Genomic DNA, 23,189 nt, shown 5'->3' on the forward strand with positions numbered 1-23,189 from the left:
CCGGACTCCTGCTCCTTGATCATCCCGATGATCTGCGCCTCGGTAAAACGGCTCTTCCTCATGCGTCTGCTCCTTCTCGTGGGCAGACTCTACATCAGAATGAGGGACCTTTCGGGGGGCAGGTCAGACCTTATCGCCGTCGGTAGATCAGCGCGGCTCGTTGCGTGCTCGTACTCTCGTGCACTGGCCTCATCGGCTGCGGTTCCTTCGGCTTTCACCTTGCGAGCCTCTTCGGTTTTCTGAGCCCGGTCGGCAAGTTCGGTCCATGCCGACGCCGCCCTCAAGCAACGGTCGCGCACCTGAGGCAAGCTGGTCGCATTGGCCGCGACTTCCTGCATTTCGGCTTGCTCACGGTAGAACGTCAGCGATGACATCATTATCACTCCGGAAGCCGATAGCGTGATCCGGCGGACCTTCGCGAAGGCCCGCCGGTTCGGTTCGATCAGGCCGACTGGAGGTTGACTGCCGAGGTCTTGCCGCGACGGTCGGTTTCCAGTTCATAGGACACGCGCTGGTCCTTGTTCAGGGTGCGCATGCCCGCGCGCTCAACGGCGCTGATGTGCACGAAGGCATCGTCGCCGCCGGTTTCGGGAGCGATGAAACCAAAGCCCTTGTCGGCGTTGAAGAACTTTACGGTGCCGGTGATCATATGGGTATCCTTTGCCCAATGCAGTATGACGGGCATGCACCAACAGCGGCACATCCCGGCTTCGTGAGGCTAGTAAGGGACAAAGGGGAGCCTTGGCGGCCCAATATCCGTCGCAGGCGACGTGTCAGCCCGGCTCTTCTACGCCCGTCCGTGAAAAATAGATAGGTGGATTCGGGGCTTCGTCGCGGATTGAATCCGGACTGTCATGTCGAGGTGATACATGAGACCATGAATTCCGCACAAACCCACGACTGCCCACTGACGATCGAAATCGATGACATCGACTTCATGGGACATGTGAACAACTCGACCTATCTCAAGTGGGTGCAGGCGGCAGTCATCGAACACTGGCAGCGCGTCGCATCGCCTACGGCAGTCGCAGCCTATATGTGGATCGCGCTCAAGCACGAGATTACCTATCGCAAGCCCGCTTTCCTGCATGACGAGCTGACCGCCAATGTCGTGCTGGAACACGTACGCCGGGAAAGCGCGTTCTACGAGACCACGATCCGCCGCGGCGGCGAGACGATCGCCGAGGTGAAATCGCGATGGTGCTGCATCGATGCGGTATCGCGGCGCCCGGTCCGGGTAACCGAACCCGTCATGGCGTGCTTCTTTCCCGAAGCCGCAGACAGGCAATTCAGTCCGACGTCAGGGTGAAACCAGTCCCAGCCTGTCCTCATCGGTGTAGATATCGAACCGCGACAGGGTGACTGGGCCGAAAGTCATCGTCAGCGCCGCGTCGGCCGCGTCGCGCCCCCGGGCCATCAGGATGCGCCCACGGCGGGGGCGGTTGTGCCTTGCGTCGAAGACATACCAGCGACCGCCCAGCCAGACCTCGAACCACGCCGAGAAATCCATCTCGCCCAGCGGCCTCGGCACGTCCATGTCGCCGAGGTATCCGGTGCAGTAGCGTGCGGGCACGTTCATGCAGCGGCATAGCGTGATCGCCAGATGCGCGAAATCGCGGCAGACGCCTTCGCGCTCCTGGAACGCGTCCCATGCGGTCTTGGTCGGTCGCGCCTTCATGTAATCAAAGCGAATGTGGCCGTGCACATACTCCACGATGGCCTGGACCAAGGCCCAGCCCCGAGCGGCGTTTCCGAACATATCCCATGCCACTTCGGTCAGGCGATCCGTTTCGCAATAGCGACTGGCGAGAAGATAGAGCATGACCTCGTCGGGCAGTTCCTCGATCGCGGCCTGCGAGGCTTCCGGCGCGACAGGGTCGGGCTCGAACACGTCATCGATGACGAAGCCGCACGAGAGGGTCACGCCGCCCGCTGGAATGGTGAGGCGGGTACAGGTATTGCCGAAGCTGTCCACGTAGTCATAGATCGGTACGTCTCGGGTGGTGAACAGGCGCTGCGGCGTGCGCAGATCCCTGTTGCGCGAGGCGTGGACGCTCAGATGCGCGAGCATCGGCACCGGCTGATCGCAGGTGAAGCCTATATCGTATCCTGCCCGGATCAGCATGCCGGCTTCAGGTCGGCAAGGGCGCGCTTCACCCGGCCCAGACCTTCGGCGGACTCGATGGCGAGGTCCAGCGGACGCCCGCCCAATTTGCCGCAAGCCGTGTTGAGATAGGCGATGGCTTCGTCGCGCCCCCCCAGTGCATCCAGCGCCAGTTTCGTCACCTGGCCCTGACGGCTTGCCGCGTCGGGCGCGAGCTTGGGGCGATCCGACCAGCGTACTTTGGGGCGAAACGGGCGGGCGGGTTTGTCTTCGCTGTCCATTTTCGACGTCCTATTGATAGGGGCGCATCCGGTGCGCGGCGATCTTCCGGACCAGATGCGCGATCTGGATCTGGCCGATCGTGGAGCCGGTAGCAGTCTCAAGCATGGACCGATGATGGTCGGGTCCGGGACTGGAAAGGAAATTCCGTGCCGCTACGCGGCCGCCCAGCAGCCCGAAAGCAAGGTCGGTTATTTCACTGCGCCGCTGGAAGGAACGATCGTCTCGCAAGGTCCGATTCCATTGCCGTCCACATGCCGGAATTCCCATCGTGCGAAAGCGAGGGCCGGGACTGGGGTTCGGCAACTGCGAAGTCGTCATGACCACTGCGGATAGGCCTGGACGCCCATGTCGTGGCGGAGGCGGGCGATCCGGGTTTCATAATGGCGCACCAGATCGAACCGCGATCGATGCTCATGATCGTTCCGATCACGCACGGTGTATTCGATGAGCGCAATCTGATGATGAAAAAGTAGCTGATTGAGATCCATGCGAGCTCTCCTTTTGGCGGGAGCGCATTAGGTCTCTCAGTCGCCGATGTGCGGAAATGATCGACAATGAAATTGTTATACACGATTTTCCACCATCCGGCGAGGGCATTCAGGAAATTCGGAATAATATTTAAAAATCCGGGATTTCATTGAAAAATCGATTTTAGCGTGTATATGGGCATCGCTGCGTCGTTTTCGGCGAATGCTCGCCTGCGCTATGCCGGCGTTTTCTCAAGCATCAGCCTGGCTTTCATGACCGCCGTTTTGCGCATGCATGACGGCGGGCGCCCTCGTATTCGGGACATCATGGATTGGCCAAGGAAGAATTGCTGACGATGGAAGGTTACATCGAGGAGATTCTCCCCGATGGACGTTTCGCGGTCCTGCTTGATAACGAGCACAAGATCATCGCTTACACCGCAGGCAAGATGCGCAAGTTCCGCATTCGCTCGGTGGTCGGTGATCGCGTGCATGTCGAGATGACCCCTTACGACCTTTCGAAGGGGCGGATCGTGTTTCGCGAAAGAACGCCGGGACAAGCCGGAGGGCCGCCGAGGCGCCGCAGCGGTTTCAAACGATAGAACGCGGGAAGAATTCCGCACCATAGGATATCATGCACATCAATACCCCAGGCGCACACAGGCGCCTCGAAAATGCCACGTACCATCCCCTCGTCGAGCGCAATGTCCTGCTTCAGAGCCCATCGGGACTTCTGAGCCGGGATCATCTGCGGCGTATCGTCGCTGCCATGGTCGATTGATCTGGCCCCCTCCCGGCCGAGGCCAGGGAGGGGCATGTCCACACCGACTAAGGCTTGCGGGCGAACCAGATGAGATGGCGAAAGCCCTTGTTGTTCGCCCGCGCCCGAACCACCGTCTCGGTCACGTCGTAGCCGACATCGTGTAGCCGCTGGGTGAACAGGGGTTCGGGAAAGGCGGACCAGATGGCGAGAATTCCGCCTGGTCGAAGCGCAAGCATGGCGCGTTGCAGCCCTTGCACCGAGTAAAGCCCATCGTTGAGCTGACGCGTGAGGCCTTCCGGCCCGTTATCGACGTCCAGCAGAATGGCGTCATAAGCCTCCCAGGCTGAATCGATGAGCAATGCGACATCCTCGCCGATGACACGGACACGCGGATCATCGAGGCATCCGTCGGTGATCGTCTTCATCGGCCCTCTTGCCCAGGCCAGGATTTCCGGGACGATTTCGGCCACCATGATGCTGGCCTCGTCACCCAGCACCGCCAGCGCCGCGCGGAGCGTAAAGCCCATGCCATACCCGCCGATCAGCAACTGAGGGGTGTCGCGGTTGCTGAGCTTCTCGCATGTCATCACCGCCAAAGCCTCCTCGGAGGCGTTGGCCTGTGTGCTCATCAGTTCATTGTCTTCGAGCAGGATGGTGAAATCAGCGCCATGCTGGACCAGTCTCAGTTCCACTCCATCCGGCACGAAGGCCTGACCGAGCACGACATCATCTATCATCGCATTTCCTTGAATGGCCCGTCACCGGGCTTGATGTTGCCGGCGGGACAAGCTCAAGCCGCCCGCCTTGAGCGGTTCAGGCGGGCATTCCCGTCGATGCGTCCGCGATACAGTGTTCGACGCCAGGCCTGTCCGGGAACATGGAAGCCAGAAGCCCCGGCCGTGAACCCAGCGGTCCCGGCCAGATCGCAAGCGACCTGCATCACCAAAGGCTCGTCCTCGACGACGAGAACGGGGTACCGCGAAGACATGGGGCTGACGGCTTTCTGCGGGGCGCGCGATAAAGCCTGGCTCGCCGTCCCGAATGTCAGGGCCGAGGCTCTCAGGCTCCGTTCGAGCCCAGGCGGCCTGATAGCGCGAACCCGCCAAAGTTCCAAACCCAAGCAGCGGCAGCGATCAAAAAGAGCATTGATAACGTCGCCGGAAGATATCGAGTGATCGGGGCATCAGGCCGGAGAACTATGGGACCGATGATAGACGCGGAATTTGCCCAAGCCGCCTATTGGCCTTCCGCCCCCTCGCGCGGTTTGCGAGCGGTCCAGCCGCAACCCCGCCGCATGTCGTCGCCGATCTCCAGGGTTACCGTGTAGGGATACCGTGCATCGGACATCCCGTCGCTGCAACCTGCGGGCGTAACCACCAGCGTCGCCGGTCTTCCGGCGAGTTCGCCGCTGAACGAGACTCCGCCGCGGCCAGCGAAGCGAGACGCCGGCACCGGCTGGCCGCCTTCGTTTTCCGGCGTCCGGTAGACGAGACCGGAAGGCCCGACCTCACCACTCCAGAACGGCTCCGTTCCGACAAAATGCACCGTCTCTGCCGCGGTGATGCCGTTCCAGGGGCGGTGATCAGCCGGATCGCCGGGCATTTCGTGCGAGCCCGAATGACATGCTGCAAGTGCGAAAAGGCAGGGCAGTATGCAAGTGCGGGCGAGATCGGTCGGTGACATGCATTTCGCGCCAAGCGGCACAACCTGGGGATACAAGGGCTCGTCCTCCTGATTCGCGACGCGGCAACACCGATTCGCTGATTTTAAGCGCACTTTGACGAAAAATTGGCCGTCATGCATGTTTTTCTCGCCGTCCTTACTCCGTCTAATTGCCTAGAAATCGAGCACATTTTACAATAATTGCAAAATACGCAAGACTGTTTTCAGTCATTGAAATTGCCCGGCACCGCATGATCCGCTTTTGCTGCAACGCACAAGATAAACGTTGCCCGAGGCGATCGTCAGCCTCTTCAGAATCTAAGGATTTTGCCATGTTCAAGACTGTTCTCGCCTCTGCCGCCGTTGCTCTCCTCGCCGTTCCCGCCGTCGCCCAGGCCGACGACAGCCGCGCGTTCTCGCATGAAGGCGTCAACTACACCTACAGCACCGCGCAGAAGGGCAAGGTTACCGTGATCGACGGCGCCACTTCGGCCGGCGTTCCCTTCCGTCTCTACGTCAAGGGCGGCCGCGTGACCGGCACCTACAACAGCCGCTACGTCTCGTTCACCACCGCGGAAGCTGCCAAGCTGAACCTCGGCGAGTGATCGCAAACCACGATCGGGCATACTGATCGCGCGCTCGCGCTTTCCCCGGGCATCCTCCTCTCCCAACGCCCGGATAGCCGCTGAGCGCCGAACCAGGCGCCGTCCCCCACCGTGCGGGACGGCGCCTTTTTCTTTGTGTTCAGCCCGTGGAAAGCCGAAATGCGCCACAAACGGCTCATGCCAAACGACTTCGGTAACGTATCATGAGCCTGGGAAAGCTGGCGTTGCTGCTCGTCGTCGGCGGCTTGGCCGGCGCCACCTTCGCGGCCGTGACGACCCGGTCGCTATCCTCTCATGCCTCGTTCGAACACCTGCCGACCGACCGACCCGCGCCGCGTTCCTGGCTGGATGAAGGCCTCTCGGCCCTGGACACGCCCGCCTGGCCCTTCGGACCCGAGGTCGGCGACGATCGCGGCGAACTCGCGGAGGGCCCGCCGGACGACTATGCAGCGGACGGCTACGGACTATCGGAACGCTATGCCGACGAAGCATGGGAACGGCGGCGCGACATCCAGTATGGACAGCCTGTCACCGACGTCCAGTCTCCGGCGCCAGACGCTGTTTCCGAGCCTTCGCCGATCACCCGCCGGCAGGACGATGCGGCCTCCGCCGCAGCCGCCCGCGCGGCCGATGCGGCGCAGGACGTCATGGCCGCCGAAGGCGGTCAATAAGGCACTTCAGCTCAGTCGTTCGCCGAAAGCCGCCGCAAGTTCTTGCGGACCGCGCGACGGTAGTGCGTGACCGTGCGGCGGCAGACCGTCTCCGGGTCATGGCCCAGTTGTCCCATCGCGAGGGCCACGCCGAGTTCCCAGCCGGCCCAGACCTTCTCCGTGACCATGCGCAGCATTTCGTCGCCTGCCTGCGGATCGCCAAGGCTGATGCGAGCCGTGCGCAGCGCGATCACCGATCCCGCCTCTACCCACAGCTTGCCCGTATCGCGCAGCAGAGCTTCAGCGGCGGTATCCTGCATCATCGACACGTCCTCGCGTTCCCGTCCGCACGCAGAAGTTGCGCGCCTTCCGACAGGCCGGTTGCCAGTATCGTGCATCCTCACAGAATCGTCCGGTACGCGCGACCGGCGCGCCGGGTTGCAGCCGGGCCGATAGCCGAACTCGCGCGCCGTGGGAAAGCATTTCATGCGAGGGTCACGAAGACCTCCGCCTCGATCACCCATTCCTGCGCCAGTTTGCGCCATTTGGCGAAATAGCTGCCCGATGCAGACGGCGCCGCATCATCCGGTGCCATGCCATGCCAGGTTCCATGCTCCATCGCGATCGGCTCGACCCGTGAGAGCAGGACGGTCTCGGGTCTGCGCACGTAAACCCATCGTCCGGCGTGCGCGAACTCGCGCCGCCAGACTTTCACCTGCGCCATGCGACCGGCGATCACCGCGCTGTCAGTCCCGGTGACCATGATGCAATCCCGGGCCAGGAGCGGGCCGATCGCGGAAGCATCGCCCTGCTCTATGGCCCTGTTGAAATCCGCACGGCGAGCGCGGATCGCGATTTCCTCCTGCGCCGCGTTCACGGACGCACCGGCGCGGCCGCATGCGCACCCACGACCGTGGTCCAGCGGCGCACGTTCCAGCGCTCGACCAGGCCTGCGGTGACGTAGGGATCCGCCTGCGCGAAAGTCTCGGCGACATCGGGCCCTTCACCGGCGAAGAGCAGCATGGCGGTATCGACGGGGTCTTCCACCGCGCCGCCGAGCAGCAGTTCGCCGCGCTCCGCAGCCGCCCATGCCAGCGCGAGATGCTCGGCGCGGAATTCGGGCCTGCGCTCCAGATAGCCGGGGCCAAGGTGATAGATCAGAAGATAGTGGTTCATCGCCCGATCCTGCCCGCCAGCGGCCCTTGGCGGAAGCCCTTAGAGACCGTTTGAGAAATCGCGGAAGAGCGATTTCCAAGGCGGCACCGGCCCGCTCCCCCACCCGGCCACCCAACGGCAGTATTCTATGGGTGGCCGGGTGGGGGAGCGGGCCGGTGCCACAATGCGCCGAAAGGCGCATTCTCAAACGGTCTCTCAGCCACAGCCTTCCACATAGGCCAGCACCGGCATCTCGCCGACATGGATCAGGCTGACGCGGCCATCGTGACCGATTTCGAAGCGCAGCGCCGATTCTCCGGGGCGGGCATTGGGCGCCGTCAGGTATTTGGCGGGCGCCTCCTCGTATTTGTGCGGCTCCTCGCGGAAGCCGGCGAACCACTTGTTCACGTCCGCCTCGCTGGCGCCGACGCCGATGCCTTCCGCAAGCTTCACGGTGGAATTGCTGCCCAGCGTGATGCGGCGCACCTTGCCCTTCTCGACGATGGCATAGACGCCTGGATAGTCCGGCGACGTGATCGTGCGGCAGGCATCGCTCTCCTGCGCGCCGCGCTCGGCCCAGAGACTGCCCGGCGGCACCCCCTGCCCGATGCGCAACTCGCCGAGGCCATCGAGGCCCAGGACTTGTGATGCGGTGGCCGGCATCTTCGCGGCTGCCTTCCCCGGCGGCACCTGCGAGGCCGCCTCCTCCGGAGGCAGGGGCTCGCTGGTCGCGGACGCGGCGGCGCCGGGCTCCTGCGGTTCGGAGGAGCATGCGGCCAGCGGCAGCAGGGCGAAAGCGGCAAGCGCGGCAATCCGTTTCATGTATCCCAAACCTTCCGCAGCGCCGCCGGTTCCGCGCCGCTACGTCCGCTTGCGCAACGCCAGAACGTAGATGACCAAGGCGGTCGCGGCGAACAGGAACCACTGCACGGCGTAAGAGAAGTGGTTGTTCGGCAGCTCCGATGGGTCGGGCATAGCGTTCGGCTCCAGCCCGGCCAGCGCCGGCATCGCCACGAGGCGCGGCCCCGGTGCGATCACGCCGGTCACCGCTCCGCCCCGCCATACCCCGGCATTGGGTTGCCGCGACCAGCCCAGCACGACCAGCGCACTGCCGCCGCCCGGCAGCGCGCAACGGGCCGTCTGGGCCATGCCGGCGACCCCGGCGGCATTATGTCCGGCCATGCTGCTCCGCTCGCCCACTGCCGCGCAGTCCAGATGCGCGCGGCGGTAGAGCAAATCCTCGCCCACCCCTCGCGAGGTCCATTCTACCAGCGCCGGGTTGACCTGGGCCGCCGCATAGTGGGCCAGCAGCGCTTCCTTCTCGTGAAGGCGGCGCAATTGCCAGAATCCGAGCGCCATCATCAGTGCCACGGCCGCAAGGACGACCAGCGTGGGGAAGACGGGTATGCGGCGCATGCGGTGCTCCTGATACGAATGGGCCTGATGCGAAAAGGGCAGCCGAAGCGGTCTTCGGCTGCCCTTTCGAGATGGTCGATCAAGCGGATCAGTGAGTCGGATAGCCCCAGCCGCCCCAGATGTAGACGGCCACGAACAGGAACAGCCACACCACGTCGACGAAGTGCCAGTACCACGCCGCAGCCTCGAAGCCGAAGTGCTGGCGCGGCGTGAAGTCGCCGTTGTAGGCGCGCTTGAGGCAGACGATCAGCATGATCGTGCCGACAATCACATGGAAACCGTGGAAGCCGGTGGCCATGTAGAAGGCGGAGCCATAAGTGTTGCCGCCGAAGCCGAACGGCGCATGCATGTACTCGTAGCCCTGGATGAACGAGAACAGCACGCCCAGCAGGATCGTCGCCCACAGGCCCTTCTTCAGGCCCTCACGGTCGCCGTGGATCAGCGAATGGTGCGCCCAGGTGACGGTGGTGCCCGAACACAGCAGGATCAGCGTGTTGAGCAGCGGCAGCGCGAAGGGGTCCATGACCGCCTCGATCGCCTTGGGCGGCCACTGCCCGCCGACCACGTCCGCCAGTTCGGATGGAAACAGCGAAAAGTCGAAGAACGCCCAGAACCAGCCGACGAAGAACATCACTTCCGAAGCGATGAACAGGATCATGCCGTAGCGCTGGTGCAGTTGCACCACCGGGGTATGATCGCCGGCGTGCGCTTCCTTGATGATCTTGGAAAACCACATGAACATCGATGCGAGCAGAATCGCCAGACCGGCCCAGGGCACGAAGGCGCCGCCGGGCATCTTGTGCATGAACAGCACCATGCCGGACGTGAACACGAAGGCGCCGATCGTCGTCGCCAGCGGCGCGATGTCGGGCGGAAGGATATGGTAATCGTGGTTCTTCGTGCCTGCCATGGTGCCTTCGTCCCCGTTCATCCAATCTGTGTACGCCTGCTGCCTCGAAAGGTCTTGTTGCGCAGACGGTTCCCGCCTTGGCATTAACCGCCGGTCGGGGCTTGGTCCAGTGTCTTTGCGTCGCCGATCGCGGTGACGTGGAATGTATAGCTCAAGGTGATCTGCTGGACATCCTTGTTGTCCGGATCGTCGAGGATCGCCGGATCGACGTAATAGAGCACCGGCATGCGCACTTCCTCGCCCGGCTTCAGGGTCTGCGCCGTGAAGCAGAAGCACTGGATCTTGTTGAAGTAGCGCGCCGCCTGCTCCGGCTCGACATTGAAACTGGCGGTGCCGGTTATGGTCTTGTCCGAGGTGTTCTTCGCCCAGAACAGCGCCATGTCCCGCGCGCCGATCGAGACCGTGTCGGTGCGCTGCAGCGGCTTGAACTGCCAGGGCATGTTCCGCTCCACATTGGCGTCGAAGCGGATCGACATAGTATGCCCGCTGTCCCTGATCGTGGCCGCCTTGGCCTCATCGGCGCGCTGGGTGGTGCCGCCGTAGCCGGTGACCTGGCAGAAGATGCGGTAGAGCGGCACCGACGCGAAACCGAGGCCCAGCATCCCCAGCGCCGCACCGGCGGCGGTCAGCGCGACCTTGCGGTTGGCGGCACGCCCCTGCACCATCAGCCCATCTTCGCGATCGAGATGAAGAACACGAGGATCACGAAAGCCGCAAGGCTGAGCGCCAGCACGCGGTTGCGGCTGCGGCGGATCTGCTCGAAGGTCTTCTGCTTCTGCGGCTCGGTCATCGGGCGGTCCTCACAAGGGAATGTAGCGATCGACGACGAGCGCGGCGAACAGGGCGAAAAGATAGAGCACCGAATAGGCGAAAAGCTGCTTTTCCGGCTTCATCGTGTCATCGTCGCCGCTGCGCGTGCGCAGACCGACCCTGGCCGAGAGAGCGAGGAACACGCTGGACAGCGCCAGCGCCGAGACGCCGTAGATCGCGCCGGCATGTTCGCCGCCCGGCAGCCACCAGGGCAGCGCGCTCAGCGGCAGCAGCAGCACGGCATAGGCGAGGATCTGGCGGCGGGTGGCGCGCTCACCGGCGACCACCGGCATCATCGGGATGCCGACCTTGGCGTAGTCGGTTTTCACGAAGAGCGCGAGCGCCCAGAAATGTGGCGGGGTCCAGAAGAAGATGATCGCGAACAGCACCACCGGCATCGGCGAGATATGCCCGGTCGCGGCAATCCAGCCGATCAGCGGCGGAAACGCGCCGGCGCCGCCTCCGATGACGATGTTCTGCGGTGTGCGCGGCTTAAGCCAGATCGTATAGACCACCGCGTAGTAGACGATGGAGATCGCCAGGATCGCGGCGGCCAGCCAACTGATCGCAAAGCCCATCAGGAACACCGAGGCCGCGCACAGCACGCCCGCGAAATCGCGCGCGGTGGTGCGGTCCAGTCTCCCTTGCGGCAGCGGCCGTTGGGCGGTGCGCTTCATCCCGGCGTCGAGGTCGGCCTCCCACCACTGGTTGAGCGCGGCGGCGCCGCCGGCGCCCATCGCGATGCACAGGATGGCGGTGAAGCCGAGCACGGGATGAATGCTCTCGGGCGCGGCGAGCAGGCCGCACAGGCCGGTGAAGATCACCAGGCTCATCACGCGCGGCTTGGTCAGCGCGATGAGATCGCGCCAATCGGCAGGTGCCGGCGTAGCTACAGGAATCGGATTAGTGGGGGTCATAATCGCCCGCCCATACACCTGAGGGCCGCTTCAAGCGAGTGGCCAGAACGTCGCAGCCATCCCGGAACCGTTCCGGGATGGCTGCGGGCGATCAATGGTGCGCCGTCTCGCCGATGACCGGAAGGGTCTCGAACTGGTGGAACGGCGGCGGGCTGGTGAGCGTCCACTCAAGCGTGGTCGCGCCTTCACCCCAGTAATTGTCCTCGGCGCGCTTGCCGGCGACGTAGGCGTAGACGATGTTCACGAACCACACCACGAGGCTGGCCGCCATCACCATGTAGCCGATCGTGGCGACGTGGTTCCAGTGGGCATAGGCCTCCGCATAGTCCGGGTAACGGCGCGGCATGCCCTGCAGACCCAGGAAATGCATCGGGAAGAAGATCATGTTCACGCCCACGAAGAAGATCCAGAAGTGGACGTGAGCGAGAAATTCCGAGTGCATCCGGCCGCTCATCTTCGGGAACCAGTAATAGAACCCGGCGAACAGCGCCGTCACCGCGCCCAGCGAGAGCACGTAGTGGAAATGCGCCACGACATAGTAGGTGTCGTGCAGCACGTCGTCGACGCCGCCGTTGGCGAGGACCACGCCGGTGACGCCGCCCACGGTGAACAGGAAGATGAAGCCGATCGCCCAGACCATCGGCGACTTGAACTCGATCGAGCCGCCCCACATCGTCGCGATCCACGAGAAGATCTTCACGCCGGTGGGCACCGCGATGACCATGGTGGCGGCGGTGAAGTACATCTTGGTGTTCACCGAAAGCCCGGTGGCATACATGTGGTGCGCCCACACGATGAAGCCGACAACGCCGATCGCGACCATCGCGTAGGCCATGCCGAGGTAGCCGAACACCGGCTTCTTCGAGAAGGTCGAGACGATCTGCGAGATGATGCCGAAGCCCGGCAGGATCATGATGTAGACTTCGGGGTGGCCGAAGAACCAGAACAGGTGCTGGTACAGGATCGGGTCACCGCCGCCCGAAGCGTCGAAGAAGGTGGTGCCGAAGTTGCGGTCGGTCAGCAGCATGGTGATCGCGGCGGCAAGGACCGGCAGCGACAGCAGCAGCAGGAACGCGGTGACCAGCATCGACCACACGAACAGCGGCATCTTGTGCAGGGTCATGCCCGGCGCACGCATGTTGAGGATGGTGGTGATGAAGTTGATCGCGCCCATGATCGAGCCGGCGCCCGCGAGGTGCAGCGAGAAGATGCCGAAATCGACCGCCGGTCCGGGCGAACCGCTGGTGGAAAGCGGTGCGTAGACCGTCCAGCCGGTGCCAGCGCCGTTGCCCGTGCCGCCCGGCACGAAGGCGGAGCACAGCAGCGAGCAGAAGCCCGCCACAGTCAGCCAGAACGAGATGTTGTTCATGCGCGGGAACGCCATGTCCGGCGCGCCGATCATCAGCGGCACGAACCAGTTGCCGAAGCCCCCGATCATCGCCGGCATCACCATGAAGAATACCATGATGAGGCCGTGCGCGGTGATGAGCACGTTCCAGGTGTGCAGCGTGGTGTTGAAGTCCGGGTTCACCGCGCCGAACCAGCGCGCGAAAGTATCGAGATACTGGATGCCGGGTTCGGCCAGTTCGACACGCATCATGCCCGAGAAGGCGCCGCCAACGATCCCCGCGATGATCGCGAAGATCAGGTACATCGTGCCGATGTCCTTGTGGTTGGTGGACATGAACCAGCGCGCGAAGAACGCGGGCTTGTGATCGGAATCGTGGTGGCCGTGGTCTTCCGAGTGTGCCTGGAAGTGGTCAGCGGTGGTTGCCATGGTGGGGACCCTGTCCTCTCGTATCGCTATTATTCGGCTTCGGCGGTCGCTTCGCCGGCGGGTGCGTCGGAGGCTGCGGCCTCAGAAGAACCCGGGGCGGGAGCGGCGGCAGGAGCCGCAGCGGCAGGGGCAGCTTCAGCGGCGGGCTTCTTCCCGTCGATCTCGCCACCGGCATGGGTCAGCACCCAGGCATTGTACTTGTCACGCGGGAGCGCTTCGACGGCGATCGGCATGTAGCCGTGCTTGGCACCGCACAGTTCCGAGCACTGGCCGTAGTAGACGCCCGGCTTCTCGACCACGAGAACCTTCTCGTTGATGCGGCCCGGCACCGCGTCCAGCTTGAACCACAGCGAGGGGATCGCGAACGAGTGGATCACGTCGGCGGCGGTGATCTGCAGGCGGATCGGTTCGCCCACCGGCACGACCATGCGGTTGTCCACCTCGAGGTGGGAGGGGCCGTCCCAGGGCTTGGAACCGACTTCGCGCACGCCGTTGTTGATGGTCGGCTCGCCCGGGATGTTCAGCATGTTCGAGATCACCTCGAAATCGCCGTTGTCCGGGTAGCCGTACGTCCAGAACCACTGGTTGCCGGTGACCTTGATGGTTAGCGCGCTCTTGGGCGCGGGCTTGTACTGCTTGGCGATCAGGTCGATCGAGGGGACCGCGATGCCGATCAGGATCAGCACCGGCGCCAGTGTCCACACCACTTCGAGGATGGTGTTATGACTGGTCTTCGAGGCGACCGGGTTGGCGCGGCGGTTGAAGCGCACCGCGACGATCACCAGCAGGATCAGCACGAACAGGGTGATGAGCCCGATCACCCACAGCAGGCCGTGATGGATCGCGTAGCCATATTCGCCCAGCTTGGAATACTGGTCCTGCAGGCCGATTCCGCCGTCCACCGGCATGCCGACGCCGGGGGTCGGCGCCATCGGGGTATAGCTGCCCGCGCTGGACGCCTGGGCAGCACCGCCCGCCGCACCGGTCGCGATGGCGGAAGGAGCGGCGGCCGAGGCAGCGGGCGCTTCCTGCGCGAAGGCCGGGACCGCATTGGTCAGAACACCGGCAAGCGAAAGGCCCAGCCCGATGGCTGCCCTTCCAATGCCGAACGAAATCTTGCCAAATGTCATGGTTTTTGCGCTTCCACTTCCTTCGAACGCCCGCGCCGTCTTACCGGCATCAGGCGCACCCCTGTCATGGCGGCGTTGTTCGCCCCCCTTTGGGCTGGGCTATACGCGGCCTTGCCGCCCGTCTCAAGCGCCTCTAGGGGAATTTTTCCCGTAACGCGCGGGCGAACTGCGCGAGATCGTTCGAAAAACGCAACCAAGGTATAGTCACAAATGCTCGAAGAAGAGGTCCTCGCCGAATTCCGCGCCTGCAAGGCGCTGCTGGAAGGACACTTCCTGCTCTCGTCCGGCCGCCACAGCGCGTACTATCTTCAGTGCGCCCGCGTCCTGATGAACCCCGACCGCGCCGCGCGTCTTGCCGTCGCCATCGCATCCAAGCTGCCGCACGACATCCGCAAGCAGATCACCAAGGTCGTCTCGCCCGCGATGGGCGGCGTCATCATCGGCCAGGAGATGGGCCGCGCCCTGCAGGTCGACGCGATGTTCGTCGAGCGCCCCACCGGCACTTTCGAACTGCGCCGCGGCTTCGCGCTGGAACCGGGCGACAAGGTGCTGATGGTGGAGGACGTGGTCACCACCGGCCTGTCCAGCCGCGAGGCTATCAAGGCCATCGAGGAAGCCGGCGGCACCGTGATCGCCGCGGCCTCGCTGGTCGATCGCTCGGCCGGATCGGTGGATCTGGGCGTGCCGTTCTTCCCGCTCGTGGCGCTCAACTTCCCGACGTACGCGCCGGACGAACTGCCGCCCGAACTGGCCTCTTCGCAGGCGGTGAAGCCCGGCAGCCGCGCCCAGTAACTTTCGGAAGTAACTTTCGGAAAGTCAGTCCCTGATCGGATAATCCTTCGACAAGCTCAGGATGATAGAATGAACGTGCTCAAGCCCGCCCGCCTGCGTCTCGGCGTCAACATCGACCATGTCGCGACGATCCGCAACGCGCGCGGCGGCGAGCATCCGGACCCGGCCCGCGCCGCCCAGATCGTGGCGCGCGCGGGCGGCGACGGCATTACCGTCCACTTGCGCGAGGATCGCCGCCATATCCGCGACGACGACCTCTTCCGCGTCGCCGAGGCGACCGGCCTGCCGATCAACCTGGAGATGGCGGCAACCGACGAGATGCTCGAGATCGCCCTGCGCCACCGTCCTCACGCCGCCTGCATCGTGCCCGAGCGGCGCGAGGAGCGCACGACCGAGGGCGGCCTCGACGCGGCGGGACAGCATAACCGCCTCGCGCCGATCGTCTCGCGCCTGTCGGACGCAGGGATTCGCGTCAGCCTGTTCATCGCCCCCGAGCCGCGCCAGATCGAAGCGGCCATGAAGCTCGGCGCGCCGGTGGTGGAATTCCACACCGGCGAATATGCCCATGCCGAGGGCGAACAGGTCGCGCACGAACTGCGCCGCATCGTCGACATGTCGGCGCTCGCGGCCAAGAACGGCATCGAGCCGCACGCTGGCCACGGCCTGACGTACGAGAACGTCCAGCCCATCGCGGCGATTCCGCAACTGGCGGAACTCAACATCGGTCACTACCTCATCGGCGAGGCGATCTTCATCGGGCTGGAAGCCAGCGTGAAGAAGATGCGCGCGCTGATGGACGAGGTGCGGTGATGACGAAGCAAGCGGGAGCCCGGCCATGATCATCGGCCTCGGCTCGGACCTGTGCAACATCGAGCGAATCGCCAATTCGCTCGAGCGCTATGGCGACCGTTTTCTCAATCGCGTCTTCACCGAGGTGGAGCGCGCCAAGGCCGCCCGCCGCCCGCACACGATCGCCGGCACGCTGGCCAAGCGCTTCGCCGCCAAGGAGGCGTTTTCCAAGGCGGTCGGAACCGGGTTCAAGGCGGGGGTGTTCATGAAGGACATCGGCGTCGTCAACGCCCCCTCCGGCGCGCCGACGCTGGCGCTGACCGGCGGTGCCAGGGCGCGGCTCGATTCGATGATCCCTGCCGGCCATGAAGCCGTGGTTCACCTCACGCTCACCGATGACCACCCATGGGCGCAGGCCTTCGTCATCATCGAAGCCCGCCCCCTCTGACCGCTCCCGCTCCGAACAGAGTTCCCCACAGACATGACCGAACAGACCGCCCGGCCCGATACCCTTGAAGCGGCTCCACTGGAACAGGCCGGGCCGGAAAAGCAGCGCCAGACGACCAACAGCCAGACGACCACCTGGTGGCACGAACTGCGCGGCCTCCTCGTCATGCTGCTGGGCGTGCTGGCGTTCCACTCGCTGGTGGCCAAGCCGTTCTACATCCCCTCGATCTCGATGATGCCGGGGCTGCTGGTGGGGGACCGGCTGGTGGTGTCGAAGTATCCCTACGGCTGGAACTGGTCGTCGCTGAGCTTCCACCTGCTGCCGCGCTCGACCACGCGCATCCTCGGCTCCACGCCCGCATACGGCGACATCGTCATCGTCGTGCCCGGCAATCGCAAGGCCGATCTTATCAAGCGCGTCGTCGCCCGTCCGGGAGACCGCATCGCCGTGATCGACGGCCGCATCCGCCTCAACGGGCGGTTCATCCCGCGCGAGATCGAGCCTTCGGTCCAGATCCCCGCCGATGACAAGCTGACCTGCGAGGGCCAGGAGCCCGGCCACTGCTACGATGGATTCGAGCAGTACCGCGTGCGCCTCCCCTCCGGCCGCGAGGTCTATGAACTGCCGACCTACCGCGAAACGCTGCCCAACGGCGCCAGCTACCAGATCATCGACTATATCGACCAGAGCCTCGACAATTACCCCGAGGTCAAGGTGCCCGAAGGCCACGTCTTCCTGATGGGCGATGACCGCGACCGCTCGGCCGACAGCCGCGCGCCCTTCACCGCCAACTGGCAGGGCCAGCCCGACGGCGGCCTCGGCGGCCCGGTGCCCCTGTCCGACATCGGCGGCCGGGCGGAGTTCATCACCTTCTCGCTCGACGGCGCGCAGAGCTGGAACCCGCTGACATGGTGGCATGCCCTGCGCGACGGGCGTGCCTTCACCAGCCTGCGCCCGCGCGTCGATCCCGCCAAGGCCTACTGATCCGGGCATGGCGCGCAAGTTCCTCTACATCGTCGCGGGGCTGACGGTAGCGGTGCTCGCGCTGATGCTGGCGCTATGGTACTGGTCGGAAGACCTGACCGAGATGGCCTTCGTGCCCGACGTCTCCTTCGCAAAAGCACAGGCACTGCCGCCCGAATCGTGGGAGAACCCGGCGATGTGGGTGGCCAGGCCCGGCGTGAAGGACGATCCTTCGGCTTGGCTGCCGCCGGGGATGGAGGCGCCTGCGGCAAAACTGCCGGTCGCGGTCTTCTTCGTCCATCCGACCAGCTACATCGCGCGCGCCTCGTGGAACGCCGGGCTGGACGATGCCGTCAGCCGGGACCGCGCGAACCTGTTCGTGCAGGGCATGGCCAGCCCTTTCAACGAAGCTGAGATCTGGGCGCCGCGCTACCGCCAGGCGGCGATCGGCGCGTTCCTGACCGCCAAGCCCGAGGCAGCGCAGGCCATCGACCTTGCCTATGGCGACGTCCTGGCCTCTTTCGAGATCTTCACCCGGCACTTGCGACCCGGCCAGCCGATCGCGCTGGCGGGGCACAGCCAGGGTGCTTTCCTGCTGCGCCGCCTGATGCGCGATCGGATCGCCGGGACGCCGCTGACCAAGCGACTGGTCGGCGCGTGGGTGATCGGCTGGCCGGTCTCGCTGGAGCACGACCTGCCGAAGATGGGCATTCCCGCCTGCACCCGCGCCGACCAGCCGGGCTGCGTGGTCAGCTGGCTCTCGGTCGCCGACCCGGCCGACGTCGCCATGCCGCTCAAGGCCTATGCCCGCCGCACCGGGCTCGATGCCAAGTCGGTCGCAGGAAGCGCGTTCCTGTGCACCAACCCCCTCACCGGCGTGCCGGACAGCACCGCCGAGGCGGAGGCGAACCTCGGCACCCTCGTCCCCGACTTCAAGGCACGCAGCGGCACGATCGTCGAGAAGACCGTGCCCGCCGCCTGCGGCCCCGACCATTTCCTGCACATCGGCCCACCGCCCAAGCTGGACCTCGGTGCCTACGTGCTTCCGGGCAACAACTATCACCTCTATGACGTGACTTTGTTCTGGGCGAACCTCAGAGCCGATTTCGAAAGGCGCACCCAAGCGTGGCTGGCGACGCAGCAAAAGTGACCCCCACCACCAGTTCGCTGGAATTCCGCGACGCCCTGCCCCAGGCCGGCGCGCTGCTGGGGCTCGACCTTGGCACGCAGACCATCGGCACCGCCTTCTGCGACGCCGGCTGGCGCATCGCTTCCCCCGGCAAAACGATCAAGCGCGGCAAGTTCGGGGCCGACAAGGCACTGATGGAAGAACTGATCCGCGGACGCTCGATCCGGGGCATCGTCATCGGCCTGCCGCTCAACATGGACGGCAGCGAAGGCCCGCGCGCGCAGTCGAGCCGCGCCTACGCCCGCAACCTTGCGGTTCTGGGCCTGCCGATCCTGCTGTGGGATGAGCGCTGGTCGACCACCGGCGCCGAACGCGGCCTGATCGAACAGGACATGAGCCGTGCCAAGCGCGCCACGCGGATCGATTCGGCAGCGGCGGCGGTGATCCTGCAAGGCGCGATCGACGCGCTGGTGGGGGGAATGTTCTAAGAGGCCGTTTGAGATTGCGCCTATCGGCGCATCGCGGCACCGGCCCGCTCCCCCACCCGGCCACCCAACGGCAGTATTCTATGGGTGGCCGGGTGGGGGAGCGGGCCGGTGCCGCCTTGGAAATCGCTCTTCCGCGATTTCTCAAACGGTCTCTAAGGAGGCGGGCGGGTTCCCGCCTCGTTTCGCGGAGGAACCCCTGCCTTAGCCGACTTTGAGCACCACAGTCAGTCCGGCGTGCGCGCCGGAAGGCGGCGCGACATGGCGCTCCGCGTCGGCGCGGGCGCGGTCGAGGATCGCTTCGGCGACGCGCGGGTCATGCACGATCACGTCGGCCGCTCCCAGCAGGCGCGCCTCGCGCAGGGTCAGGTCGTCGGGATCGTCGCTGCGCAGGACGATTTCCACCTGCCTCCCCGTCTCGGCCGTGGCGCCGGCCAGCCATGAATCGACGCGGTCGGCACTGGCTCCGTCGAAGGGATCGAGCACGCCGCCCGCGGTCAGCGCCGCATCCAGCGCGCGGCGGCGCTCGCCAGTATCGGGAAAACGCGCGCGCAACGCGCCCCGCGCCCGTTGCAGCGCGCCGGCCAGCGCCCCCAGTGAAGCCGGCAAGAGCGCCTCCAGCCGCAACCGCAGCTGCTTGGCCAAGCCCGCCGAGGCGCCGCCCGTCCCCACCGCCACCAGCACCGGCGATCGGTCGAGGATCGACGGGACGGTGAAGTCGCAAAGCGCCGGGCGATCGGTGGCGTTGACCAGCATCCCGGCCTGATGCGCGAGGCCGACGTCCGCCTCGGCCCGAGCATCGTCCTCCCGCACCACGAAGGCCAGCCTGGCACCTGCCGCCGCGCCTTCGGAAATGTCGGTGAAGACCACCCCGCCGGCCCGCTCGACCAGCCGCCGCTTGGCCTCGGCCGCTTCCCCTTCGCCCACGACCACGACCGGCCGGCCGGCGATGCGATGGAACAGGGGAAGCGCCTCGATCATCGCGGTTTCGTCAGTCCAGCCAGTCCGGCACCTGCTCGGCGGCGAGGATCGCGGCCGGCTCGATGCGGTTGGCGACGATCGCCCACTTGTCGCCGTCGACCATCACCTCGGGTACCAGCGCGCGGCTGTTGTAGGTATTCGCCATCGTCGCACCGTAAGCCCCGGCGGTGCGGAAGATCGCGAGGTCACCGGCCTTCACCGCGTCGATCCTGCGCGCCATCGCGAACGTGTCGGAGCTTTCGCAGATGGGGCCGACGATGTTCGCGGTGACCGTCTCGCCCGAGGGCTTCACCGCCGCGAAATCGTGCCAGGCGTCGTACATCGCCGGGCGGGCGAGATCGTTCATCGCCGCATCGACGACCACCCACGGGTTTGTCGTGCCCTGCTTCACCCGCACCACCTCGGTCACCAGCACGCCCGAGTTGCCGGTAATGACCCGGCCCGGCTCGAACATCAGGGTGACGTCCCAGTTCTGCGCCACGTCGCTGACCATCCGGCCATAGTCGGCCGGCGTCGGCAGTTCGTCGTCCGCCTTGTACGGCACGCCCAGCCCGCCGCCGAGGTCCATGTGAGTGACGGTCTGCCCCTGCGCGCGCAGGGCATTCATCAGCGCGCCCATCTTGAGGAAAGCCTGGCGCGACGGCTCCAGGTCGCTGATCTGGCTGCCGATGTGGACGGCGAGGCCACGCATGTCGAGGCCGGGCAGCTCCGAAAGGCGCGTGTAGATGCCGGCCGCGCGATCGTAGGCGACGCCGAACTTGTTCTCCGCCTTGCCGGTCGAGATCTTGGCGTGGGTGCGCGCATCGACGTCCGGGTTGACGCGCAGCGTGCAGGTCGCCTTCGCCTTGAGCGCGACGGCGATCTCGGAAAGTTCGACGCCCTCCTCCTCGCTTTCGAGGTTGAACTGGCCGATCCCGGCACGGACGGCGGCGATCAGTTCGGCGCGGGTCTTGCCGACGCCGGAGAAGACCACGTCCGCCGGCTTCATCCCGGCGGCCAGCGCGCGGTTCATCTCGCCCTCGGAGACGACGTCGGCGCCGTAGCCTTCCTTGGCCAGCAGGCGCAGCACCGCGAGGTTGGGGTTCGACTTCACGGCGAAGGCGATGTGCACCTTCGGCAGCGCCGACAGCGCCTCGCGGAAAACCTTGGCATGGCGCGACAGCGTTGCGCGCGAATAGACGTAGACGGGCGTGCCCACTTCGCGGGCGATGGCGGCCAGAGGGGTACGTTCGGCGTTCAGTTCGCCGTCGATGAGTGCAAAATGATCCATGGTGTCCTGTCGCGTATCAGGGTGTGCCGCTAGCACTGGGCGCGGGCGTTTCGGCGGCTTCGGGCGGGGGCAGATCGAAGGGATCGTCCTCACGCTCCTCGGAACGGGTACGCAGTTCGACGCTGCGCTCGGGCACGGCGATCGTCGGGCGTTTGAGCAGTTCGTCCGGCCCTGGCTGGTCGGCGCGGCCATAAGGAGCCGGCGGGAGCTTCTGGCCGGGTTTGAGCGCCAGCGCCGTCCGCTCCCCGCAGGCAGCGAGCGCCAGAAGCATCAAAACGACCGCGACCTTCTTCATCAACTTACTCCAGACCCAGCGAAACGCGGGCATCGGCCACGCGCAGGCGCACCTGCTCGGGCGCGGTGCCGCCATGCGAACTGCGCGCGGCGACCGAAGCCTCGACCGAGAGCGCCTTGAATACGCGCTCGTCTATGCGGCTGTCGATGGCCTTGAGGTCTTCGAGCGGCAATTGATCGAGCGGCACCCCGCGCTGCTCTGCCAGCTTGACTGCAGCGCCGGTGATGTGGTGCGCCTCGCGGAAGGGAATGTCGGCCTGACGTACCAGCCAGTCGGCCAGATCTGTGGCGGTGGCGAAGCCGAGTTCGGCGGCGGCGCGCATGCGATCGGTCTTGAAGCGGGTGTCGGCGACCATGCCGGTCATCGCCGCGATCGACAGCGCCAGCAGGCTCGCGGCCTCGAACACCGGTGGCTTGTCGTCCTGCATGTCCTTCGAATAGGCGAGCGGCAGGCCCTTCATCGTCATCATCAGCGACATCAGGCAGCCGGAGATGCGGCCCGAGTGCCCGCGCACCAGTTCGGCCGCGTCCGGGTTCTTCTTCTGCGGCATGATCGAGCTGCCGGTGGACAGCGCATCGGGCAGCGCCACGAAGCCGAAGGGCTGGCTGGCCCAGATGATGAACTCCTCGGCCAGACGCGAGAGGTGCAAGGAGCACTGGCTGGCGGCCATCAGGTAATCGAGCGCGAAGTCGCGGTCGGACACCGAATCGAGGCTGTTGTCGGTCGGCCCGTCGAAGCCAAGCGCCTGCGCGGTCATCGTGCGGTCGATCGGGAAGCCGGTTCCGGCCAGCGCGGCGGCGCCCAGCGGGCTGCGGTTCATGCGCTTCCTCGCATCGGCGAAGCGCGAACGGTCGCGGCCAATCATCTCGTAATAGGCCATCAGGTGGTGGCCCAGCGTCACCGGCTGCGCGGTCTGCAGGTGGGTAAAGCCGGGCATGATGCTGTCGGCATGTTCACCGGCACGGGTCACCAGCGCGACCTGTAGCGCCTGCAGGCCCGCATCGGCCTGGTCCATCGCATCGCGCACCCAGAGGCGGAAGTCGGTGGCGACCTGGTCGTTGCGCGAGCGCGCGGTGTGGAGGCGCCCTGCGGCCGGACCGATGAGTTGCGCGAGGCGCGACTCGGTGGTCATGTGGATGTCCTCGAGGTCCCAGTCCTCGGGCACGCCATTGGCTTCGTACTCGGCGGCGACGGCATCGAGGCCATCGCGGATGGTCACCGCGTCGGCGTCCGAAACGATGCCGCAGGCGCCCAACATCGCGACGTGGGCCTTGCTGGCGGCGATGTCCTGACGCCACAATGCCTTGTCGAAGGGAATCGAGGCGTTTATCTCGCGCATGATTGCCGACGGTCCCTGTGCGAACCGTCCGCCCCACATTGCATTGGAGC

At 65.3% G+C, this 23,189-nt stretch carries 33 protein-coding genes; 10 read left to right on the forward strand and 23 right to left on the reverse strand.

The features are described from left to right. Window positions 1–89 precede the first annotated feature (89 nt). Complete coding sequence (locus tag V2S85_RS20405; protein ID WP_330704658.1) at window positions 90–374, reverse strand: hypothetical protein; 285 nt, start codon at window positions 372–374, stop codon at window positions 90–92. 68 nt (window positions 375–442) lie between these two features. Beyond that, the gene (locus V2S85_RS20410; protein ID WP_036526131.1) at window positions 443–649 is read right to left on the reverse strand and encodes a cold-shock protein; all 207 of its coding nucleotides are present in this window, start codon (window positions 647–649) and stop codon (window positions 443–445) included. 228 nt (window positions 650–877) lie between these two features. Between V2S85_RS20410 and V2S85_RS20415 the strand changes: the two genes are divergently transcribed. Then, window positions 878–1,309, forward strand: coding sequence for a thioesterase family protein (locus V2S85_RS20415; protein WP_330704659.1), 432 nt, complete (start codon window positions 878–880; stop codon window positions 1,307–1,309). Here the strand turns inward: V2S85_RS20415 and V2S85_RS20420 are convergent. From V2S85_RS20420 to V2S85_RS20435, 4 genes are all read right to left on the reverse strand, one after another. Then, window positions 1,301–2,125, reverse strand: a complete 825-nt coding sequence (locus tag V2S85_RS20420) for a transglutaminase family protein (protein WP_330704660.1) — start codon at window positions 2,123–2,125, stop codon at window positions 1,301–1,303. The two genes, V2S85_RS20415 and V2S85_RS20420, sit on opposite strands and share 9 nt — an antisense overlap. Further along, entirely contained in the window at window positions 2,119–2,385 is a 267-nt protein-coding gene (locus V2S85_RS20425) for a hypothetical protein (RefSeq protein WP_330704661.1), read from the reverse strand. The genes V2S85_RS20420 and V2S85_RS20425 overlap by 7 nt, the downstream gene beginning before the upstream one ends. A 10-nt stretch (window positions 2,386–2,395) precedes the next feature. After that, window positions 2,396–2,614 (reverse strand): hypothetical protein, encoded by a 219-nt coding sequence (locus tag V2S85_RS20430; protein ID WP_330704662.1) that lies wholly within the window; start codon window positions 2,612–2,614, stop codon window positions 2,396–2,398. 86 nt (window positions 2,615–2,700) lie between these two features. After that, complete coding sequence (locus V2S85_RS20435) at window positions 2,701–2,874, reverse strand: hypothetical protein (RefSeq protein ID WP_330704663.1); 174 nt, start codon at window positions 2,872–2,874, stop codon at window positions 2,701–2,703. Window positions 2,875–3,185: 311 nt separating this feature from the next. On the opposite strand from V2S85_RS20435, the gene infA reads away from it, so the two are divergent. Next, complete coding sequence (gene infA / locus V2S85_RS20440; protein WP_330704664.1) at window positions 3,186–3,455, forward strand: translation initiation factor IF-1; 270 nt, start codon at window positions 3,186–3,188, stop codon at window positions 3,453–3,455. Between the two features lie 226 nt (window positions 3,456–3,681). On the opposite strand, the gene V2S85_RS20445 is transcribed toward infA, so the two are convergent. Together V2S85_RS20445 and V2S85_RS20450 are read right to left on the reverse strand one after the other, a co-directional pair. Beyond that, entirely contained in the window at window positions 3,682–4,353 is a 672-nt protein-coding gene (locus tag V2S85_RS20445; protein WP_330704665.1) for a spermidine synthase, read from the reverse strand. 499 nt (window positions 4,354–4,852) lie between these two features. Next, window positions 4,853–5,218: a hypothetical protein gene (locus V2S85_RS20450; protein ID WP_330704666.1), complete on the reverse strand. Its 366-nt coding sequence runs from the start codon at window positions 5,216–5,218 to the stop codon at window positions 4,853–4,855. A gap of 392 nt (window positions 5,219–5,610) precedes the next feature. On the opposite strand from V2S85_RS20450, the gene V2S85_RS20455 reads away from it, so the two are divergent. Together V2S85_RS20455 and V2S85_RS20460 are read left to right on the forward strand one after the other, a co-directional pair. Next, a complete protein-coding gene (locus V2S85_RS20455) occupies window positions 5,611–5,883 on the forward strand; it encodes a hypothetical protein (protein WP_330704667.1) in 273 nt (90 codons plus the stop codon). A gap of 203 nt (window positions 5,884–6,086) precedes the next feature. Further along, window positions 6,087–6,554, forward strand: a complete 468-nt coding sequence (locus V2S85_RS20460; protein ID WP_330704668.1) for a hypothetical protein — start codon at window positions 6,087–6,089, stop codon at window positions 6,552–6,554. Window positions 6,555–6,565: 11 nt separating this feature from the next. On the opposite strand, the gene V2S85_RS20465 is transcribed toward V2S85_RS20460, so the two are convergent. The 11 genes from V2S85_RS20465 to coxB form a co-directional block, all read right to left on the reverse strand. Further along, window positions 6,566–6,856 carry a hypothetical protein gene (locus tag V2S85_RS20465; protein ID WP_330704669.1) on the reverse strand — a complete coding sequence of 97 codons (291 nt, stop codon included), beginning with the start codon at window positions 6,854–6,856 and terminating at the stop codon, window positions 6,566–6,568. Between the two features lie 161 nt (window positions 6,857–7,017). After that, a complete protein-coding gene (locus tag V2S85_RS20470; protein ID WP_330704670.1) occupies window positions 7,018–7,410 on the reverse strand; it encodes a nuclear transport factor 2 family protein in 393 nt (130 codons plus the stop codon). Further along, a complete protein-coding gene (locus V2S85_RS20475; protein WP_330704671.1) occupies window positions 7,407–7,709 on the reverse strand; it encodes a YciI-like protein in 303 nt (100 codons plus the stop codon). Before V2S85_RS20475 ends, V2S85_RS20470 begins: the two co-directional genes overlap by 4 nt. Before the next feature lie 195 nt (window positions 7,710–7,904). Next, complete coding sequence (locus V2S85_RS20480; protein WP_330704672.1) at window positions 7,905–8,510, reverse strand: hypothetical protein; 606 nt, start codon at window positions 8,508–8,510, stop codon at window positions 7,905–7,907. A gap of 39 nt (window positions 8,511–8,549) precedes the next feature. Beyond that, window positions 8,550–9,104, reverse strand: coding sequence for an SURF1 family cytochrome oxidase biogenesis protein (locus V2S85_RS20485; RefSeq protein WP_330704673.1), 555 nt, complete (start codon window positions 9,102–9,104; stop codon window positions 8,550–8,552). A gap of 88 nt (window positions 9,105–9,192) precedes the next feature. Beyond that, window positions 9,193–10,014, reverse strand: coding sequence for a cytochrome c oxidase subunit 3 (locus tag V2S85_RS20490; RefSeq protein WP_330704724.1), 822 nt, complete (start codon window positions 10,012–10,014; stop codon window positions 9,193–9,195). An 83-nt stretch (window positions 10,015–10,097) separates the two neighbouring features. Then, a complete protein-coding gene (locus tag V2S85_RS20495; RefSeq protein ID WP_330704674.1) occupies window positions 10,098–10,679 on the reverse strand; it encodes a cytochrome c oxidase assembly protein in 582 nt (193 codons plus the stop codon). Next, a complete protein-coding gene (locus tag V2S85_RS20500; RefSeq protein WP_330704675.1) occupies window positions 10,679–10,804 on the reverse strand; it encodes a hypothetical protein in 126 nt (41 codons plus the stop codon). The genes V2S85_RS20495 and V2S85_RS20500 overlap by 1 nt, the downstream gene beginning before the upstream one ends. Before the next feature lie 10 nt (window positions 10,805–10,814). Further along, entirely contained in the window at window positions 10,815–11,741 is a 927-nt protein-coding gene (locus V2S85_RS20505; RefSeq protein WP_330704676.1) for a heme o synthase, read from the reverse strand. 91 nt (window positions 11,742–11,832) lie between these two features. Next, window positions 11,833–13,518 carry a cytochrome c oxidase subunit I gene (gene ctaD, locus V2S85_RS20510; protein ID WP_330704677.1) on the reverse strand — a complete coding sequence of 562 codons (1,686 nt, stop codon included), beginning with the start codon at window positions 13,516–13,518 and terminating at the stop codon, window positions 11,833–11,835. 29 nt (window positions 13,519–13,547) lie between these two features. Then, window positions 13,548–14,648, reverse strand: coding sequence for a cytochrome c oxidase subunit II (gene coxB, locus V2S85_RS20515; protein ID WP_330704678.1), 1,101 nt, complete (start codon window positions 14,646–14,648; stop codon window positions 13,548–13,550). Window positions 14,649–14,858: 210 nt separating this feature from the next. Between coxB and pyrE the strand changes: the two genes are divergently transcribed. The 6 genes from pyrE (at window position 14,859) to ruvX (ending at window position 19,257) form a co-directional block, all read left to right on the forward strand. Continuing rightward, window positions 14,859–15,440 carry an orotate phosphoribosyltransferase gene (pyrE, locus tag V2S85_RS20520; RefSeq protein WP_330704679.1) on the forward strand — a complete coding sequence of 194 codons (582 nt, stop codon included), beginning with the start codon at window positions 14,859–14,861 and terminating at the stop codon, window positions 15,438–15,440. A gap of 69 nt (window positions 15,441–15,509) precedes the next feature. Next, on the forward strand, window positions 15,510–16,250 hold the full coding sequence (locus V2S85_RS20525) for a pyridoxine 5'-phosphate synthase (protein WP_008831549.1): 741 nt from the start codon (window positions 15,510–15,512) through the stop codon (window positions 16,248–16,250). Window positions 16,251–16,275: 25 nt separating this feature from the next. After that, on the forward strand, window positions 16,276–16,677 hold the full coding sequence (gene acpS / locus V2S85_RS20530; protein WP_330704680.1) for a holo-ACP synthase: 402 nt from the start codon (window positions 16,276–16,278) through the stop codon (window positions 16,675–16,677). A 33-nt stretch (window positions 16,678–16,710) separates the two neighbouring features. Continuing rightward, window positions 16,711–17,661, forward strand: coding sequence for a signal peptidase I (gene lepB / locus V2S85_RS20535; protein ID WP_330704681.1), 951 nt, complete (start codon window positions 16,711–16,713; stop codon window positions 17,659–17,661). 7 nt (window positions 17,662–17,668) lie between these two features. Then, window positions 17,669–18,790, forward strand: coding sequence for a DUF3089 domain-containing protein (locus tag V2S85_RS20540; RefSeq protein WP_330704682.1), 1,122 nt, complete (start codon window positions 17,669–17,671; stop codon window positions 18,788–18,790). Then, entirely contained in the window at window positions 18,766–19,257 is a 492-nt protein-coding gene (gene ruvX / locus V2S85_RS20545) for a Holliday junction resolvase RuvX (protein WP_330704683.1), read from the forward strand. Before V2S85_RS20540 ends, ruvX begins: the two co-directional genes overlap by 25 nt. Window positions 19,258–19,458: 201 nt before the next feature. Here ruvX and V2S85_RS20550 read toward each other — a convergent pair whose 3' ends face one another. Genes V2S85_RS20550 through argH form a run of 4 tightly spaced genes read right to left on the reverse strand, consistent with a single transcriptional unit; the run spans window position 19,459 to window position 23,178 of the window. Then, window positions 19,459–20,235, reverse strand: coding sequence for a siroheme synthase (locus tag V2S85_RS20550; protein ID WP_330704684.1), 777 nt, complete (start codon window positions 20,233–20,235; stop codon window positions 19,459–19,461). A 10-nt stretch (window positions 20,236–20,245) separates the two neighbouring features. Next, the gene (gene lysA, locus V2S85_RS20555) at window positions 20,246–21,505 is read right to left on the reverse strand and encodes a diaminopimelate decarboxylase (RefSeq protein ID WP_330704685.1); all 1,260 of its coding nucleotides are present in this window, start codon (window positions 21,503–21,505) and stop codon (window positions 20,246–20,248) included. Between the two features lie 16 nt (window positions 21,506–21,521). Then, on the reverse strand, window positions 21,522–21,800 hold the full coding sequence (locus V2S85_RS20560) for a hypothetical protein (RefSeq protein ID WP_330704686.1): 279 nt from the start codon (window positions 21,798–21,800) through the stop codon (window positions 21,522–21,524). Window positions 21,801–21,804: 4 nt separating this feature from the next. Beyond that, window positions 21,805–23,178, reverse strand: coding sequence for an argininosuccinate lyase (gene argH / locus V2S85_RS20565; protein ID WP_330704725.1), 1,374 nt, complete (start codon window positions 23,176–23,178; stop codon window positions 21,805–21,807). Window positions 23,179–23,189 lie beyond the last annotated feature (11 nt).

Origin of the sequence: Novosphingobium resinovorum, from assembly GCF_036352595.1 — a bacterium.
GTDB lineage: Bacteria > Pseudomonadota > Alphaproteobacteria > Sphingomonadales > Sphingomonadaceae > Novosphingobium > Novosphingobium resinovorum_B.

Excerpts from the sequence above, each read along its gene's own strand:
- V2S85_RS20405 (WP_330704658.1), bottom strand. The coding sequence starts at position 374 with ATGTCATCGCTGACGTTCTACCGTGAGCAAGCCGAAATGCAGGAAGTC.
- V2S85_RS20410 (WP_036526131.1), bottom strand. The coding sequence starts at position 649 with ATGATCACCGGCACCGTAAAGTTCTTCAACGCCGACAAGGGCTTTGGT.
- V2S85_RS20415 (WP_330704659.1), top strand. The coding sequence starts at position 878 with ATGAATTCCGCACAAACCCACGACTGCCCACTGACGATCGAAATCGAT.
- V2S85_RS20420 (WP_330704660.1), bottom strand. The coding sequence starts at position 2,125 with ATGCTGATCCGGGCAGGATACGATATAGGCTTCACCTGCGATCAGCCG.
- V2S85_RS20425 (WP_330704661.1), bottom strand. The coding sequence starts at position 2,385 with ATGGACAGCGAAGACAAACCCGCCCGCCCGTTTCGCCCCAAAGTACGC.
- V2S85_RS20435 (WP_330704663.1), bottom strand. The coding sequence starts at position 2,874 with ATGGATCTCAATCAGCTACTTTTTCATCATCAGATTGCGCTCATCGAA.
- V2S85_RS20445 (WP_330704665.1), bottom strand. The coding sequence starts at position 4,353 with ATGATAGATGATGTCGTGCTCGGTCAGGCCTTCGTGCCGGATGGAGTG.
- V2S85_RS20450 (WP_330704666.1), bottom strand. The coding sequence starts at position 5,218 with ATGCCCGGCGATCCGGCTGATCACCGCCCCTGGAACGGCATCACCGCG.
- V2S85_RS20455 (WP_330704667.1), top strand. The coding sequence starts at position 5,611 with ATGTTCAAGACTGTTCTCGCCTCTGCCGCCGTTGCTCTCCTCGCCGTT.
- V2S85_RS20460 (WP_330704668.1), top strand. The coding sequence starts at position 6,087 with ATGAGCCTGGGAAAGCTGGCGTTGCTGCTCGTCGTCGGCGGCTTGGCC.
- V2S85_RS20465 (WP_330704669.1), bottom strand. The coding sequence starts at position 6,856 with ATGATGCAGGATACCGCCGCTGAAGCTCTGCTGCGCGATACGGGCAAG.
- V2S85_RS20475 (WP_330704671.1), bottom strand. The coding sequence starts at position 7,709 with ATGAACCACTATCTTCTGATCTATCACCTTGGCCCCGGCTATCTGGAG.
- V2S85_RS20480 (WP_330704672.1), bottom strand. The coding sequence starts at position 8,510 with ATGAAACGGATTGCCGCGCTTGCCGCTTTCGCCCTGCTGCCGCTGGCC.
- V2S85_RS20485 (WP_330704673.1), bottom strand. The coding sequence starts at position 9,104 with ATGCGCCGCATACCCGTCTTCCCCACGCTGGTCGTCCTTGCGGCCGTG.
- V2S85_RS20490 (WP_330704724.1), bottom strand. The coding sequence starts at position 10,014 with ATGGCAGGCACGAAGAACCACGATTACCATATCCTTCCGCCCGACATC.
- V2S85_RS20495 (WP_330704674.1), bottom strand. The coding sequence starts at position 10,679 with ATGGTGCAGGGGCGTGCCGCCAACCGCAAGGTCGCGCTGACCGCCGCC.
- V2S85_RS20500 (WP_330704675.1), bottom strand. The coding sequence starts at position 10,804 with ATGACCGAGCCGCAGAAGCAGAAGACCTTCGAGCAGATCCGCCGCAGC.
- V2S85_RS20505 (WP_330704676.1), bottom strand. The coding sequence starts at position 11,741 with ATGACCCCCACTAATCCGATTCCTGTAGCTACGCCGGCACCTGCCGAT.
- ctaD (WP_330704677.1), bottom strand. The coding sequence starts at position 13,518 with ATGGCAACCACCGCTGACCACTTCCAGGCACACTCGGAAGACCACGGC.
- coxB (WP_330704678.1), bottom strand. The coding sequence starts at position 14,648 with ATGACATTTGGCAAGATTTCGTTCGGCATTGGAAGGGCAGCCATCGGG.
- pyrE (WP_330704679.1), top strand. The coding sequence starts at position 14,859 with ATGCTCGAAGAAGAGGTCCTCGCCGAATTCCGCGCCTGCAAGGCGCTG.
- V2S85_RS20525 (WP_008831549.1), top strand. The coding sequence starts at position 15,510 with ATGAACGTGCTCAAGCCCGCCCGCCTGCGTCTCGGCGTCAACATCGAC.
- acpS (WP_330704680.1), top strand. The coding sequence starts at position 16,276 with ATGATCATCGGCCTCGGCTCGGACCTGTGCAACATCGAGCGAATCGCC.
- lepB (WP_330704681.1), top strand. The coding sequence starts at position 16,711 with ATGACCGAACAGACCGCCCGGCCCGATACCCTTGAAGCGGCTCCACTG.
- V2S85_RS20540 (WP_330704682.1), top strand. The coding sequence starts at position 17,669 with ATGGCGCGCAAGTTCCTCTACATCGTCGCGGGGCTGACGGTAGCGGTG.
- V2S85_RS20550 (WP_330704684.1), bottom strand. The coding sequence starts at position 20,235 with ATGATCGAGGCGCTTCCCCTGTTCCATCGCATCGCCGGCCGGCCGGTC.
- lysA (WP_330704685.1), bottom strand. The coding sequence starts at position 21,505 with ATGGATCATTTTGCACTCATCGACGGCGAACTGAACGCCGAACGTACC.
- V2S85_RS20560 (WP_330704686.1), bottom strand. The coding sequence starts at position 21,800 with ATGAAGAAGGTCGCGGTCGTTTTGATGCTTCTGGCGCTCGCTGCCTGC.
- argH (WP_330704725.1), bottom strand. The coding sequence starts at position 23,178 with ATGTGGGGCGGACGGTTCGCACAGGGACCGTCGGCAATCATGCGCGAG.